Origin of the sequence: Arthrobacter sp. SX1312 (assembly GCF_002929295.1) — a bacterium.
Classification (GTDB): Bacteria; Actinomycetota; Actinomycetes; order Actinomycetales; family Micrococcaceae; genus Arthrobacter_D.
On sequence record NZ_PJIM01000003.1, the window covers coordinates 346211 to 360039 of the forward strand.

Consider the following 13829-nt stretch of genomic DNA (forward strand, 5'->3'; position numbering starts at 1 on the left):
CCGCGTGGCACGCGCCAATCTACCCGGCGCCCTCGGGACCGCGGGGGCATACCCTTGGGCGATGACACGGCGCGAGGTGTTCCCGATCATCAACTGCAGCGACCTGGCCTCCACGTGCGCGTTCTACGAACGCGTGTTCGCGGCCCGCCGGATCTACCGGTTCCCCGAGGAGGGTGAACCGGTCTACGTCACGCTGCGCATCGGGGACGGGCAGCTCGCCCTGGGGGTCGGCACGTCGCCGGCCCTGTACGGCGCCACGCCCCTGCCGGCCACCGGCCACGCGGTCGACGTCTGCCTCTACGTGGAGGACCTCGCGGCCGTCGTCGACGCCGCGCGCGAGGCGGAGGCGCCGGTGCCGCTGCCTCCGACGCCCATGCCGTGGGGTGAGACGGTGGCCTACGTCCGCGACCCGGAGGGCACCATGCTGCTGGTCATCCAGGCGCCTGCGGAGGCGCGCCCGGAAGGCCGGCGACCCTGACCGGGACTACCCCCTGGAGGGCACGTAGCCGAGCGCCTTGTCGACGACGCCGGGCAGCGGCCGGCCCTCCAGCCACAGCAGGAAGTTCCGCTCGAACTGCGCGGCGAGGTCGTCCAGCCAGGAATCGGCGTTGCTGGCCATGTGCGGCGTGACGAGGACCGTCGGCAGGGACCACAGCGGATGGTCCGGCGGGAGCGGCTCGACGGCGACGGTGTCCAGCACGGCGCCCGCGATCATCCCGCCCGCGAGGGAGCGGACGAGCGCCTCCTCGTCCACGAGCCGGCCCCGGCCCACGTTGATCACCACCGCCGACGCCGGAAGCGCCCCGATGACCTCCGCGCTCACGAGGTTCTCGGTGGCCGGCGTCAAGGGCGCCACGAGGACGAGCCAGTCGACGTCGCCCACCACACCCGCCAGGTCGGCGGAGGCATGGATACGGCCGAAGTCGTCGTCGTGCCCGACGGCGGTGCGGCCCGCCCCCTCGACGCGCACCCCGACCGCCCGGAGGAGCCGTGCCGTGTGGCGGCCGATGCTGCCCGTGCCCACGACGAGCGCACGGGTCCCGGCGATGTTCCGGCCCTCGCGCCACGCCCACTGCCCGGCCCGCTGCTGATCGCGCAGCGGACCGAAGCCCTTCGCGGAGTGGAGCATGGCGCCGAGCACGTACTCGGCCATCGGCTGGTCGAAGACGCCGTGCGCGTTCGTGACGACGACGTCGGAGGCCACGAGCCCGGGGAACAGGAGCTTGTCCACGCCGGCCGCGGCGACGTGCAGCCAGCGCAGCGATCCGGCGGCATGCCAGGCAGCGGGCAGCGCCCCGGAGAAGTAGTCCCACAGGTAGAGCACCTCGGCGCCGTCGAGCGCGCGGTCGAGGTCGGCGGCCTGCGCCACCCTCACCTCGGCGAGCCCGGCGACGCGCTCGAGCCCCCGCACGGGCCGCGACCCCTCGAGCACGGCCACCACCGGTCGGCTGGGCACCGGTCGGCTACGCACCGGGCTGCTCGGGGCTGTGCCCGAGGGGCCCGGCTTCCGTCGTTGTCACCGCGGGGCCCTGCGGCGGTCCGTCCCCGGCCCCGGCACCCCGTTCCGGCTTGTACTCGGTGGACAGGTCACGGAGGTAGCGGAGCACCACGATCGCGACCGCCGTCGTCGGGACCGCGAGGAACGCACCGATGAGCCCGAACAGGGTGCCGCCCACGGTCACGGAGGCGAGGACGACGGCGGGGTGGATCTCGAGCGTGCGGCCCACCAGCAGCGGCTGGATGAAGTTGCTCTCGAGCTGCTGGACCAGCACCACGAGTCCGAGCACCACCAGGGCGCTCACCCAGCCGTACGCGAGGAAGGCGACGAGGGTCGCCACGAGGCCGGACACGATCGCCCCGACCACGGGGATGAAGGCGGAGAAGAACACGAGCACGGCCAGCGGGATGGCGAGCGGGATGTCCAGCAGCACGAGGCCGAGCCCGATGAAGAGGGCATCGACGAGCGCGACGGTGGCCTGGGCGAAGATGTAGGAGGACAGCGTCTTCCAGGTCCCGCTGGCGATCGTCGAGGCGTGGCCGAAGGCGGCGGAGTTCGTCCAGCGGGACGCCCACGGCATGAAGCGGTCGCCGTCCTTCAGGCAGAAGAACGTGAAGACGAGAGCCAGCAGCACGACGACGGTCAGGGACGTCAGCTCGCTCAGCCCTGCCGTGATCCCGGTGACCACGTTCCCGACGTTCGCCTGGAGCTGGGTCAGGGCGGTGTCGACGACGTCGTCGAGGCTGGCCGCGTCGAAGTTCAGCGGTGGCCTGCCGACGAAGTCCACGAGATCGGTGACGTTGTCGCGGGCCAGGCTGGAGAGTTCGGTGACGCCGCTCGCGATCGCGGGGATGGTCGCCGCCCCGATGCCGACGACGACCCCGAGGAAGCCGAGCAGCGTCAGGAGGGCGGCCAGGACCTTCGGCAGGCCCTTGCGCAGGAACCGGTTGACGGGCCAGAGGACCGAGGCGAGGAGCAGCGCGAAGAGGGTGGGCAGCACGATCGACCACAGCGCCCCGGTGACGTACCAGAGGACCACGAGGCCTGCGAGGACGATCAGCGCCCGGGCGGTCCAGACCGCGCTGACCCGCAACCCGTCCGCGAGCGCACGGGGGCGGAAACGACGGGCCACGGTGGACCCGTGCGGTTCGGCTCCCCCGCTGGCTCCGACCCCGGATGGTCCGGTGGCGGAGGGAGTGGGGGTGTCGCTCTGGCCGCTCTGGCTCTCGGGGTACTCGCGTGTCACGTAGCCATCCTGCCCTACCACCCGGCCGTGCTGGAGAATTGCGTCATGAGGCAAGCGACACTCCCCCCGGCCCGGCAGCAGGCGCGCGCACGGTCCACCCGCTCGGCGATCATCCTCGCAGCGGCCGGCGTCTTCGAGGAGTACGGGTACGGCAACACCTCCCTGGCCGCCGTCGCCTCCGCGGCAGGGGTCACCAAGGGGGCCCTGTATTTCCACTTCGCGTCGAAGGACGCGCTCGCGGTGGCGGTGATCGAGGAGCAGCACGCGCTCGCGTCGGCGGACGGAGCGCGCGTCCACGCCCTGAGTCGGTCGGCGCTGGAGACGATGGTGCTGATCTGCCGAGGATTCGCCCTCCAGCTGATCGAGCATTCCGTCATGCGCGCCGGGATCCGCCTGACATTCGAGGCGTCGGCCTTCGGGCACGACGTCCGCCGGCCCTACCTCGACTGGGTGTCGCGTTTCGGCGAGCTGGCCCGGACGGCCCAGCAGGACGGCGACCTGCGCCCGGACCTGGACGCCGATGCCTTCGCGCGGGTGGTCGTCGGTTCCTACACCGGCGTGCAGATGGTGTCCAACGTCCTCACGGGCCGGGCGGACGTGATCGAGCGGCTCGCCGACCTGTGGCGGATGCTGTTGCCGGGCGTCGTCGGGCCGGACCGGCACGAGCGGGTCCAGCAGCTCGTCGCGCTGTTTCGTGACGGTCCGTGACGGACCGATGGAATAAACCGGTCGAACGGTTTGTTTCGGGGCCGATCGCCGCTAGTGTTGCTGCTGGCACTGCAGGGTCTCCGTGGGGGAAGCACCCTGCCCGGTCCCGAGGGATCGTGCCCCGGGCGGCCCGCGGCTGCGCTTCGCAACCGCGGGCTGCCCGAACTAGGCTGGCCGGACCCCCCCCCCCCACGCCAGCAAAGGTGACGTATGCGCTACGTGAAACTCGGTTCGACCGGCCTCGACATCTCCCCGCTCGCCCTCGGCTGCATGAGCTACGGCTCCCCCGACCGCGGCAACCATGCCTGGACCCTGCCGGAAGAGCAGAGCCGCCCCCTGATCCGCGCCGCCGTGGAGGCGGGCATCAACTTCTTCGACACCGCCAACGTATACTCGGACGGCTCCAGCGAGGAGATCGTGGGCCGCGCGCTCGCCGATTTCACACGCCGCGAGGACACCGTGATCGCCACGAAGGTGCACGGCCGCATGCACGAGGGACCCAACGGCGCCGGGCTGTCGCGCAAGGCGATCCTGGCGGAGCTGGACAACAGCCTGCGCCGCCTCGGGACCGACTACGTGGACCTCTACCAGATCCACCGGTTCGACCCGGCGACTCCCCTGGAGGAGACCCTCGAGGTGCTGCACGACGTCGTGAAGGCGGGCAAGGTGCGCTACCTCGGGGCGTCCTCGATGTACGCCTGGCAGTTCTCGAAGGCCCTCTACCTGCAGCGCATCAACGGCTGGAGCCGGTTCGTCACCATGCAGGACCACTACAACCTGATCAACCGCGAGGAGGAGCGCGAGATGTACGGACTGTGCGCGGACCAGGGCATCGGCGTCCTGCCGTGGAGCCCGCTCGCGCGCGGGAAGCTCACCCGCCCGTGGGACGAGACGACGGCGCGCTCGGAATCGGACCAGTTCGGCAGGACGCTCTACGGCACCCTCGACGCCGACCGCCGCGTCTCCGATGCCGTCGGGACGGTGGCGGAGGCCCGCGGCGTTCCCCGCGCCCAGGTGGCCCTCGCCTGGGTGTCCCGCAATCCGGTGGTGTCCGCGCCGATCGTCGGGGTCGGCAAGCCCCGGCACCTCGAGGACGCCCTCGCCTCCCTCGACCTCGACCTGACGGACGCGGAGGTCCTCGCACTGGAGGAGCACTACGTGCCGCACCCCCTCGTCGGGTTCTGATGCCGGTCCTCCCCGGCGGCGGCTGACCCGCATGCCCGCCGACCTCGTCCTCCACAGCGGCCGTGTCTTCGACGGCCTGTCCCTCCACCCCACCGCGACGGCGGTCGCCGTCACGGGCGGGGCCCTCTCCGTCGTCGGGACGGACGCCGAGGCGCTGGCCGCGGCCGGCCCGCGCACCGACGTCGTCGACCTGCGCGGACGCCTCCTCACGCCCGGCTTCACGGACGCCCACGCGCACACCTTCATGGGCGGCATCGAAGCCCTCGCGTGCAACCTCGCGGAGCACCGGGGGGCCGGCGGGGTGCAGCGTGCCGTGGCCGCCCATGCCGACGCGACGGGCGGGCAGGGCTGGATCACCGGGGCCGGCTGGTACAAGGGCGACTACGACGGCGGGTTCCCGGACGCCCGCGTGCTCGACGCCGTCGTGCCGCACCGGCCGGTCTACCTCATCAACCGGGACCACCACAGCGCCTGGGTCAACACGGCGGCCCTCGGGCGGGCCGGCATCGACGGGCGCACCCCCGACCCGCCGGACGGGTGGATCGGCCGCAGGGCCGACGGATCGCCGAGCGGCATCCTGCACGAGGGCGCCATGTCCCTCGTCGCCCGGCTGCTGCCGCCGATCACCCAGGCGACCGTCGAGGCCGGCATCCTGTACGGCCAGCGCCACCTCCACGCCCTCGGCGTGACGGGCTGGCAGGAAGCGATCATCGGCGACTACGCCGGCTACCCCGACGCCGCCCCCGCCTACCGCTCGCTCGCGGCCGCGGGGCGGCTGACGGGCCGGGCGACCGGCGCCCTCTGGGTCCCCCGGGGTCTCACCGTGGAGGACGTCCCGGATCTGGTCAAGGACTTCCGCGAGCGCCGACGCGTGAACGCGGAGGCGGGCTTCCCGACGTCGAGCGCCAAGATCATGGTCGACGGCGTGCCCGAGAACCGGACCGCGGCCCTCCTGGACCCCTACGAGCCCGCCGGCTGCGGCTGTGTCGGTCCTTCCGCGTCCGACGCCGACCGCGGCCCCACCTACCTGCCGCCGGACGTGCTCGACGCCGTCGTCGCCGCGCTGCAGGCCGCGCGGTTCGACCTCCACCTGCACGCCATCGGCGACCGCGCCGTCCGGACGGGCCTCGACGCCGTGGCGCACGCCCGGGCGGTGGTGCCGTCCGACGGCTCCTGGCAGCCGCGGCACACCATGGCCCACGTGCAGCTGGTGCACCCCGACGACGTCCCGCGCTTCGGATCCCTCGGGGTGACCGTCAACGCGCAGGCGCTCTGGGCCTGCAGCGACGAGCAGATGCGGTCCCTCACGGTGCCCCTGATCGGCGAGGACCGGGCGCAGTGGCAGTACCCGTTCGCGTCGATGGTGTCCGGCGGGGCGCCCCTCGCCCTGGGCTCCGACTGGTCCGTCTCCGACGCCGATCCGTGGCAGGCGATCCACGTGGCGGTCAACCGGACGCACCCCGACCACCCGGGCATCCCGCCCCTGGTGCCGGAGGAGGCCCTGACCCTCGAGGCCGCCCTGTCCGCCTACACGGCAGGCTCGGCCCGCGTCACCCGGTCGACGTCGGGCATGGTCCGCGCAGGCCTCCCCGCGGACCTGGCGGTCCTGGCCGTCGATCCGTTCGACGTCGAGGCCGCCGACCTGCACGCGGTGGCCGTGGACCTGACGATCGCGGGAGGGCGTGTGGTCTTCGAACGGTAGCGGGTCACCAGCGGCGGAACCCGCCCTCGGTGCTGAGCACCTGGCCCACCATCCAGCGGCCGTCGTCGCTCAGCAGCCACGCGATGAGCCGCGCCGGGTCGTCCGGCTCGCCGAAGCGCCCGGACGGGCAGTGGGCGAGGACGTCCCGCAGGACCTCCGACGGACGGTCCGCGGTGTCGTCGTCCAGGTACCCGGTGTTCACCGGTCCCGGGTTGACGGTGTTCAGCAGGATGCGCCGGTCCACGAGGTCATCGGCGACCGACGCCGTCAGCCCGGCGAGCGCGGCCTTCGACGCCGCGTAGGCGATCTCCCCGGGCATGGGGCCGGCCACCTGGCCGGAGGTCATCCAGATGACGCGGCCGCCCTCCCGTCCGTCGTGCTGGTCGGCGAAGTGCTTCGTCGCCAGGAGGGTGGACCGCGTGTTGACCTGCCAGTGCGCGTCCAGGTCCTGCCACGAGATCTCCCCGAGCCGCCCGTCACCCCCGCTCCTCGCGTGGTTGCAGACGAGGCCGTCCAGGTGGCCGAGGGAACCCGTCGCCGCCGCGATGAGCCGTTCACCGCCGTCGGGCTCGGCGAGGTCGATCCCCGCGTGCGCGAGGTCCGCGCCGTCCCGCAGCCGACCACGGATGCCCGCGACGACGTCGTCGATGCTGTCGGCACCCCAGGGCTGCTCGTCGTCGTGCGGTGCGAAGTGGTGCAGGAACAGGCTGGCGCCCATCGCGGCGAGGCGGGAGGCGACGGCGTAGCCGATGCCCTTGCGCCGGCTCACCCCGGTGACCACGAACGTGCGCCCCGACAGGGCGGAGGTGGAGTCCATGGCCCCAGCCTAGGTGCGCCCGCTTCGCTAGGCTGGAGGCACCACCGACCGTCCCGCGCGCCGAGGAGATCCATGCGTCCGACCACGAGGACCCGCGTCCTGGCTGCGGGTGCGGGGGCGGTCCTCGGCCTGTCCGGGTGCACGGGCGGGCCCGTGCTCGATGTGCTGGAGCAGGACCAGGCGGAGCAGGACGTCCTGACCATCCAGACGGATCTCGACGGCATCGACCTCGCCACCACGCGGTTCCTCGCCGAACAGGACGGCATCGAGTACTTCGCGGCCCGGCCGACCGCCGGCAGTGCGAGCGAGGACACCGTCTGCCTGCTCGCGGAGGAGGGCATCGGGGTCGGCCTGGAATGCGCACCGCTCGAGCGCGGGACGGCCGGTCCGGTGATGCGCGACAGCAGGGCCACGGTGGTGCTGCTGCCGGACGACATCGACCGCGACGCCCTCACGGACGACGGCTTCGGACTGCTGCACCCCAACCTCGCGATCCGCCCGGCCGACGCAGGATAGTCCGCGCGCCCGGGAGCGGGCCTGCCCGGCAGGAAGTGGTGGACACCCCTGTCCCGGCCGTGCCTAGCATGGGAGCACCATGAACGGACGACGACGGAGGAGCCATGGCGGTTGCAGGGGATGACGGCGGCGAGCTGATCGTCGGAGACGTCACGCACACGGGCGGCCGGGCCCTCGCGGTCGGCCTGGCCTCCTCGGCGGACGGCGAGGGCCGGCCGGTGGTCGGCGTCGGCTGGGTGGAGCAGGGCGAGCGGCTCGAGCTCACCCTGGACGAGGCCGCAGCTCTGCGGGACGAACTCACCCGGATCATCGACGACGCCGCCCGCGCCTGACGCGGCGGGACTAGGCCTGCACCTGGGTGCTCCCCACGGTGATCCTGTGGTCCTGCTCGCACTGGAAGACGGCGACCGTACCGGGCGGGACCGGCCCGCCTGCGGGCCACTGGTCCTCACCGAGTTCGACGAGCGCGGAACCGCAGCTGGGGCATCGTGCATCCATCAGGGTCTCTCCTTTCCATCGGGCTTCACTGGCGGCTTCCTCCAGGGGACCGGGTGCCGTCCCGCGCTGGTGCGGGTGGACGGGTCCTCCCCCGAGCGCATGACGGGCAGCCGTTCGACGGCGTTCGAGGTGCGTTCCAGGACCGAGCCGATCCGGTGCAGCACCGGCGCCATCCTCCCGGGGGCGCCGGGCAGCGCCCGGTCCACGAGGTCGCGGCCGCGGTCCAGGGCCGAGAGCGGCAGGGCCGCGACGACGTTGCCGGGCGGACGCCGCGCCACCACGGGGTGCGCGCGGGTCGGGGCGATCCGGCGGACCAGCTCCCACAGCACGCCGAGGACCTGGAGTTCGCGGCGGGAGATCCGCTCCTGCAGCCGGGGGAACAGGGCGTCCTCCTCGTCACGGACGTCCTCGTCGAGCACCTCGGTGAGCCGTGCGAGGACGCCGGCCCGCCCGGGTGAGCCCGCCGGGAGCCCGTCGAGCGTCTTCACGAGCCCGTTGACCTCCTGGTGTTCCTGCTCCACCTGAAGGGTGAGCGCGTCGCCGTCGGGCAGGACGCGGCGCATCACGGGCCACAGCACCGATTCCTCCGCGAAGGCGTGCGGGAACACGAGGCGGTAGATCTCCAGCAGGATCCGCGCCTGCACCTCGCCGTCGGTGCCCCGCAGCCGCTCCATCAGCGCGGCGAGCTTCACATGGTCCCGCTTCTGCCGGACGAGCACGCTGAGCGGCCCGCCGAGCTGGTCGGTGGCCTGATCTGCGATCGAGGGATGCACGGGTCTCCTGGTACCTGTCGCGGTCGTGGTCCCTCCATCTCTACCCGCAGACCGCGGCACGGGACAGGAGCGATCATCGCTGGAGGGCGTCGGCGCGGGTGCCTATAATCGGGCGTGCTCACAGCCGGCGTGGATCTCGCAGCAGAATCGAAGGGCACTGCCCTGGCGGTGATCGACTGGTCCCGGCCCACGGTCACGGTGGACGTGCACCTCGGGGTCACGGATGCTGGGATCGCCCGGGTGGCTCCCGACGTCGACCGCCTCGGGATCGACTGCGCCTTCGGGTGGCCCGACGACTTCGTCACCTTCATCACGCGCCACGCCGCGGGTCGGCGCGTCGACGGGGGCACCGAGGAGGGCCTGGCCTGGCGGCGTCGCCTGTCCTACCGCGCGACGGACCGCGTGACCCGGGAGATCACGGGCCGATGGCCGCTGAGTGTCGCCACGGACCGGCTCGGCCTCACGGCGATGCACTGCGCCGTGCTGCTGGACGCGATCGGCGATGCCCTCGGCACACCCGTGGACCGCTCGGGTGGTGGGACCGCCGTCGAGGTGTATCCCGCGGCCACGCTACGGGGCTGGGGCTTCGACACGCGCGGGTACAAGAACGACGGCGGCGTGCGTGAGGCCCTGCTGTCCCGGCTCCTCGCGCAGGCGCCGTGGCTGGGCCTCCGGAGCGCCGACCGGCACCTCATGATCTCCTCGGACGACGCGTTCGATGCCGTGATCGCAGCCCTCGCCGCCCGGGCGCACGCCCTCGGCCGGACGCATCCGGTGCCACCCGAGTGCCGGGAGCAGGCGCGCCGGGAGGGCTGGATAGCCCTGCCCGTGGGACGGTTGGAGGAGTTCGCACCGGAGGGTGCGCGGCGGAGCGACCAGGAGTAGGAGGCCGTTGCCATGGACCTGACCGAACGGGCCGGCGCCCTGTACGTCCTGCCGCTCGACCGCTTCACGGCCGCGCGCAACGCCGCCGCGAAGGAGGCCGCGAAGGACGGCGACAGGGACCTCGCCGCTGCGCTCCGCTCACTCCCCAAGCCGTCGTCGGCCGCGTGGCTCGTCAACGTGCTCGTCGACCGTCGTCGCGGCGAGGTGGAGCAGGTACTGGACCTCGCCGCGTCCCTCAGGGAAGCGCAGGCGAGCCCCGATCGTGCACGGCTGCATGCGCTGGGCCAGCAGCGGCAGCGCCTCCTCTCCGCCGTCGCACGTCAGGCGCTGGACGCCGCCGCCGAGGTGGGGCACGACGTCGGTCCCGCCGCACTGCCCGGCGTCGAGCAGACCCTGCGCGCCGCCCTCGCCGACCCCGCGGCGGCAGCAGCCGTCCTGACCGGACGGCTCGTACGCCCCCTCGAGGCGAGCGGTTGGGATCCTGTGGATCTCGACGGCGCCGTCGCGGGCCCCTTCACGCCACCCGCGACGGCGTCCGGTCCGGCGGCAGGAACCGAGGGAACCGGCGGGGACCGCGGCGGCGCAGCCCAGCCCCGGAAGGCCTCCGCACGTCAGCGCAAGGAAGCCGAGGCAGGGCTCGCCGCAGCGCGTGAGGCCCTCGCCGACGCACGGGACCGGCTGGCGGCGGCAGCCAGGGCATCGGAGCGGATCGGCGTGCGGCGGGACGGACTGACAGCCTCGGTCGAGGACCTCGAGGAACGGCTCGGTGCCCTGCGCCGGGAGCTGGCCGACCTCGACGGGGAACGCTCTGCACTGGTGCGCGAGACGGAGGCCGCTGCACGCGCGGTGGAGGAAGCGGAAGCGGCGGAGGAAGCGGCCCGGACGCTCCTGGAGGACTGACGATGCCGGCCGGGCCGGTCGTCGGATCAGAGGCCGTCGACGCGTGGCGCGGCGCCGTCGTGCGGGTACTGCCTGACTTCCCGCTGGGCACGGTTCACGAACCGGTGGAGGATGCGGCGGTCACCGGCGGAGAACCGGTGGGGGCGCTGATCCAGGATGCAGAAGGTCCCGATGCTCCACCCGCCGGGGCCGCGCAGCGGATACGCCGCATAGAACCTCAGGGAGGGCTCCCTGACCACCAGCGGGTGGTGGCGGAAGCGGTCGTCGCCCAGCGTGTCGGGAAGCACGAGGGGGGCGGACGTTCGGATGACCTCGTCGCAGAAGGTCTCCCGCCTGGGCAGGAGCTGGCGCAGGGGCCCGGCTGCCGCCTTGAGGAAGCGGTGGTCCGCGCCGATCAGCGAGACGCTGGCCGAGCCCACAGCGAACGCGTCGCGGGCCTCGACGACGAGGGCATCGAGCGCCGGGGCCGGGCCGGAGGCCAGCAGGCCGCTCGCGGTCAGGGATCGCAGGCGCTCGGCCTCGGCTTCCTCGTCGGTGAGCAACCATGCCGCTGCGGCGCTCATACGCGGGCCGTCGTCGGTCCGGGCGCCGCCCATCGAGTCCAGGACGTAGGGCACGCGGCTGGGCAGGTCCCGGTCCCAGAACATCTCGTTGAGGGTATGCGCGAGGATGTCCCGGTCGAGATCGCTCATGCCCGGGTCCGAGGGGCTCGGCTCGGGCCTGCCCGGTCCGGCCTGCAGGAAGCGCTCCAGCTGCGCCTCGGTCGACCGTCCGCCCATCGCGCAGTAGCGCAGCCATACCTTCTCGAGGGAGAAGCCGCCCGCCGACAACGCGGTGAGCATCAGCTCCAGTTGGACCTGGTGCACGGCTTCTCCTCGAGGTACTGGATCATGCTGTCCCCCAAGAAGATCAGCATGCTTATGGTTCTACGGTAGCGGACGATCGGGCCGAGGGATAGCGCCGCCCCGCGGTCAGCGCAATCCGGCGTCCGGGGCCACCAGCTGCAGGATGTTTCCGAGGAGCGCCGCATTGAAGTCCACGCCGAGCTGGTTCGGGATCGTGACCAGCAGCGTGTCGGCCGCCCGCACAGCGGCATCGGCCGCAAGCTCTGCGGCGATGACGTCGGGTGCCCCGATGTAGCTGCGGCCGAAACGGGACCGGGCGCCGTCGAGGACTCCCACCTGGTCCCGCGATTCCCGCTGGGCACGGACGCCGAAGTAGTACTCATCGGTCTCGCTGACGATCGGGAGGATGCTGCGACTCACCGACACCCTCGGCGTCCGGCTGTGCCCGGCTTCTGCCCAGGCCTTGCGGAAGATGCCGATCTGCTCCGCCTGCAGTTCGTCGAACGGGACGCCCGTGTCCTCGGTGAGAAGGGTCGAGCTCATGAGGTTCATCCCCTGCTCCCCCGCCCATCGCGCCGTCGCCCTGGTGCCCGATCCCCACCAGATGCGCTCGGACAGTCCCGGCGAGAGCGGCTCGATCGCGAGCCTGCCGGTGCTGCCGGACATCCGCGGATCGGGAGCGGCGATCCCCGAGCCCGCGATCGCCTGACGGAAGAGCGACGCCTTGTCGCGCGCCATGTGGGCGTCGTCCGAGCCTTCCGTGGGGGCGTAGCCGAACGTCCGCCAGCCGTCGAGTGCGGTCTCGGGTGAGCCGCGGCTGATGCCGAGCTGCAGGCGTCGATTGCTGACGAGGTCCGTGACCGCAGCCTCCTCCGCCATGTACAGCGGGTTCTCGTAGCGCATGTCGATCACGCCGGTCCCCAGTTCGATGGTCTTCGTCCGGGCGGCCATCGCGGCGAGCAGCGGGAAGGGCGCCGAATACTGCGGGGCGAAGTGGTGCACGCGCACGTAGGCGCCGTCCACACCGAGCTCCTCGGCCGCCACCGCGAGCTCGACGGCCTGGACGAGGGCCTCCTGCGCCGTGGGAACGAGTGAGCCCCGCACATCCTGGTGGTGGCCGAAGGACAGGAACCCGATCTTTGTCATGCCGGGTGCAGCGCTCGGGAGGACCTGCCCATTCCCGCGGGGTGGTCGCAGTGGGCTCCAGGGTCCACTCCCCCGCCAGCCGACCGGGCGGGCAGGACACAGGGGCGGCACTCACTCCCATCCGGCCCCGGCGGAAGATCAGCTCGAGCCGCTCACCTCGAGCTCGGCCTGATCGGCGAGTTTGCGGAGCTGCCGGAGCTCACGGGGGCCCAGATGTCGAGGCTCTGTGTCGAGGATGCACAGGCTGCCCACGAACCAGCCGCCGGGCCCACGCAACGGCACGCCGGCATAGAAACGGATGAACGGCGGGCCCACGACGATGGGGCTGGCCCGAAAGCGCTCGTCCGCCAGCAGGTCGGGCACCACCAGGGTGTCTTCGCCCGCGATGGTCACATTGCAGAACGCGGCCTCTCTCGGGAGGGTACGGGGGAAGGACCCCATCACTGACTTGAGGTACTGCCGGTCCTCGGCGATGAGCGAGATGATCGCGGTCGCGACCGCGAAGTGGCTCCGGGCGTGACGCGTCAGCCGGTCGAAGCGCTCCTCGTCGCCGGAGTCGAGGAGATTCGAACGGTGAAGGGAACGCAGTCTTTGACGTTCGGCTTCGCGGGCCGTGAGCGGCGCCGGGAGGTCCGGCGGAACCGGAGCGGCAAGGGAGGAAAGGATCGGCAAGGAGGAGTCCGCTCGTGTGGGGGTAGGGCGACCATCCGTTCACCTGAGCAACGGATATGTCCATAGTGGCTGAGCAATCTCAAGGCGACGGCCGGGAGGGGTGGTGCAAAGCGAAATCTTTGCCGAACTTTCCCCGAGGACGACGGGGACGCCGAACAGACCCGCATCACACCACGGATAAGCCGTATTCGTTATTGTGTTCTATTTGTGATGCAGTAGAATAGAACACATGTTCCACAGTGTTCATGACGAGGGATTCACGCTCGACCCCTACAGGCCGAGCGTGAGCACTTCGGTGGTGCGCGGGTGGATCATGAGCCTTGCATCCTCGAACAGATCCTCGACGTCGCTGCCCGCTGGCTCATCGCCAGTCGCTCCTGCAGACGGTGGTTCCGCCGTCACCTGCACCTCCTGCGGCAGGCCGCCCGTCGCAGCCAC

Annotated in this window: 17 protein-coding genes; 8 read left to right on the forward strand and 9 right to left on the reverse strand. The window is 72.2% G+C overall.

What is annotated here, in order from left to right; genetic code table 11:
* Positions 1 to 61: 61 nt before the first annotated feature.
* Positions 62 to 478, forward strand: a complete 417-nt coding sequence (locus CXQ92_RS14775; protein WP_104168824.1) for a glyoxalase/bleomycin resistance/extradiol dioxygenase family protein — start codon at positions 62 to 64, stop codon at positions 476 to 478.
* A gap of 6 nt (positions 479 to 484) precedes the next feature.
* On the opposite strand, the gene CXQ92_RS14780 is transcribed toward CXQ92_RS14775, so the two are convergent.
* Positions 485 to 1456, reverse strand: a complete 972-nt coding sequence (locus CXQ92_RS14780) for a D-2-hydroxyacid dehydrogenase (protein WP_104168511.1) — start codon at positions 1454 to 1456, stop codon at positions 485 to 487.
* A gap of 7 nt (positions 1457 to 1463) precedes the next feature.
* Positions 1464 to 2744 (reverse strand): AI-2E family transporter, encoded by a 1281-nt coding sequence (locus CXQ92_RS14785; protein ID WP_181033683.1) that lies wholly within the window; start codon positions 2742 to 2744, stop codon positions 1464 to 1466.
* Positions 2745 to 2789: 45 nt separating this feature from the next.
* On the opposite strand from CXQ92_RS14785, the gene CXQ92_RS17890 reads away from it, so the two are divergent.
* The 3 genes from CXQ92_RS17890 to CXQ92_RS14795 all read left to right on the forward strand — a co-directional run bounded on the left by CXQ92_RS17890 (position 2790) and on the right by CXQ92_RS14795 (position 6339).
* A complete protein-coding gene (locus CXQ92_RS17890) occupies positions 2790 to 3452 on the forward strand; it encodes a ScbR family autoregulator-binding transcription factor (RefSeq protein ID WP_146067481.1) in 663 nt (220 codons plus the stop codon).
* A 210-nt stretch (positions 3453 to 3662) separates the two neighbouring features.
* Complete coding sequence (locus CXQ92_RS14790; protein WP_104168513.1) at positions 3663 to 4637, forward strand: aldo/keto reductase; 975 nt, start codon at positions 3663 to 3665, stop codon at positions 4635 to 4637.
* Between the two features lie 31 nt (positions 4638 to 4668).
* On the forward strand, positions 4669 to 6339 hold the full coding sequence (locus tag CXQ92_RS14795; RefSeq protein WP_104168514.1) for an amidohydrolase: 1671 nt from the start codon (positions 4669 to 4671) through the stop codon (positions 6337 to 6339).
* A 4-nt stretch (positions 6340 to 6343) separates the two neighbouring features.
* Here the strand turns inward: CXQ92_RS14795 and CXQ92_RS14800 are convergent, their stop codons facing one another.
* Positions 6344 to 7156, reverse strand: a complete 813-nt coding sequence (locus tag CXQ92_RS14800) for an SDR family oxidoreductase (RefSeq protein ID WP_104168515.1) — start codon at positions 7154 to 7156, stop codon at positions 6344 to 6346.
* A gap of 72 nt (positions 7157 to 7228) precedes the next feature.
* Between CXQ92_RS14800 and CXQ92_RS14805 the strand changes: the two genes are divergently transcribed.
* Positions 7229 to 7672, forward strand: coding sequence for a hypothetical protein (locus CXQ92_RS14805; protein WP_104168516.1), 444 nt, complete (start codon positions 7229 to 7231; stop codon positions 7670 to 7672).
* Positions 7673 to 7776: 104 nt separating this feature from the next.
* Positions 7777 to 8004: a hypothetical protein gene (locus tag CXQ92_RS14810; RefSeq protein WP_104168517.1), complete on the forward strand. Its 228-nt coding sequence runs from the start codon at positions 7777 to 7779 to the stop codon at positions 8002 to 8004.
* Positions 8005 to 8014: 10 nt separating this feature from the next.
* Here the strand turns inward: CXQ92_RS14810 and CXQ92_RS18250 are convergent, their stop codons facing one another.
* Together CXQ92_RS18250 and CXQ92_RS14815 are read right to left on the reverse strand one after the other, a co-directional pair.
* A complete protein-coding gene (locus tag CXQ92_RS18250) occupies positions 8015 to 8170 on the reverse strand; it encodes a hypothetical protein (RefSeq protein ID WP_181033684.1) in 156 nt (51 codons plus the stop codon).
* Entirely contained in the window at positions 8170 to 8943 is a 774-nt protein-coding gene (locus CXQ92_RS14815) for a hemerythrin domain-containing protein (RefSeq protein ID WP_104168518.1), read from the reverse strand. Before CXQ92_RS14815 ends, CXQ92_RS18250 begins: the two co-directional genes overlap by 1 nt.
* Positions 8944 to 9057: 114 nt before the next feature.
* Here CXQ92_RS14815 and CXQ92_RS14820 point away from each other — a divergent pair, with 114 nt between their 5' ends.
* A complete protein-coding gene (locus tag CXQ92_RS14820; RefSeq protein ID WP_104168519.1) occupies positions 9058 to 9828 on the forward strand; it encodes a DUF429 domain-containing protein in 771 nt (256 codons plus the stop codon).
* A gap of 12 nt (positions 9829 to 9840) precedes the next feature.
* Entirely contained in the window at positions 9841 to 10728 is an 888-nt protein-coding gene (locus CXQ92_RS14825) for a hypothetical protein (protein WP_104168520.1), read from the forward strand.
* A 26-nt stretch (positions 10729 to 10754) separates the two neighbouring features.
* Here CXQ92_RS14825 and CXQ92_RS14830 read toward each other — a convergent pair whose 3' ends face one another.
* The 4 genes from CXQ92_RS14830 to CXQ92_RS18720 all read right to left on the reverse strand — a co-directional run bounded on the left by CXQ92_RS14830 (position 10755) and on the right by CXQ92_RS18720 (position 13829).
* Positions 10755 to 11594 carry a GAF domain-containing protein gene (locus CXQ92_RS14830; protein ID WP_104168521.1) on the reverse strand — a complete coding sequence of 280 codons (840 nt, stop codon included), beginning with the start codon at positions 11592 to 11594 and terminating at the stop codon, positions 10755 to 10757.
* Positions 11595 to 11699: 105 nt separating this feature from the next.
* Positions 11700 to 12719: an LLM class flavin-dependent oxidoreductase gene (locus CXQ92_RS14835; RefSeq protein WP_104168522.1), complete on the reverse strand. Its 1020-nt coding sequence runs from the start codon at positions 12717 to 12719 to the stop codon at positions 11700 to 11702.
* 138 nt (positions 12720 to 12857) lie between these two features.
* Positions 12858 to 13391 carry a GAF domain-containing protein gene (locus CXQ92_RS14840; protein ID WP_104168523.1) on the reverse strand — a complete coding sequence of 178 codons (534 nt, stop codon included), beginning with the start codon at positions 13389 to 13391 and terminating at the stop codon, positions 12858 to 12860.
* A gap of 270 nt (positions 13392 to 13661) precedes the next feature.
* Positions 13662 to 13829 (reverse strand): hypothetical protein, encoded by a 168-nt coding sequence (locus CXQ92_RS18720; RefSeq protein ID WP_258070021.1) that lies wholly within the window; start codon positions 13827 to 13829, stop codon positions 13662 to 13664.

Excerpts from the sequence above, each read along its gene's own strand:
- CXQ92_RS14805 (WP_104168516.1), top strand. The coding sequence starts at position 7,229 with ATGCGTCCGACCACGAGGACCCGCGTCCTGGCTGCGGGTGCGGGGGCG.
- CXQ92_RS14810 (WP_104168517.1), top strand. The coding sequence starts at position 7,777 with ATGGCGGTTGCAGGGGATGACGGCGGCGAGCTGATCGTCGGAGACGTC.
- CXQ92_RS14790 (WP_104168513.1), top strand. The coding sequence starts at position 3,663 with ATGCGCTACGTGAAACTCGGTTCGACCGGCCTCGACATCTCCCCGCTC.
- CXQ92_RS14795 (WP_104168514.1), top strand. The coding sequence starts at position 4,669 with ATGCCCGCCGACCTCGTCCTCCACAGCGGCCGTGTCTTCGACGGCCTG.
- CXQ92_RS14800 (WP_104168515.1), bottom strand. The coding sequence starts at position 7,156 with ATGGACTCCACCTCCGCCCTGTCGGGGCGCACGTTCGTGGTCACCGGG.
- CXQ92_RS14775 (WP_104168824.1), top strand. The coding sequence starts at position 62 with ATGACACGGCGCGAGGTGTTCCCGATCATCAACTGCAGCGACCTGGCC.
- CXQ92_RS18250 (WP_181033684.1), bottom strand. The coding sequence starts at position 8,170 with ATGGATGCACGATGCCCCAGCTGCGGTTCCGCGCTCGTCGAACTCGGT.
- CXQ92_RS17890 (WP_146067481.1), top strand. The coding sequence starts at position 2,790 with ATGAGGCAAGCGACACTCCCCCCGGCCCGGCAGCAGGCGCGCGCACGG.
- CXQ92_RS14835 (WP_104168522.1), bottom strand. The coding sequence starts at position 12,719 with ATGACAAAGATCGGGTTCCTGTCCTTCGGCCACCACCAGGATGTGCGG.
- CXQ92_RS14825 (WP_104168520.1), top strand. The coding sequence starts at position 9,841 with ATGGACCTGACCGAACGGGCCGGCGCCCTGTACGTCCTGCCGCTCGAC.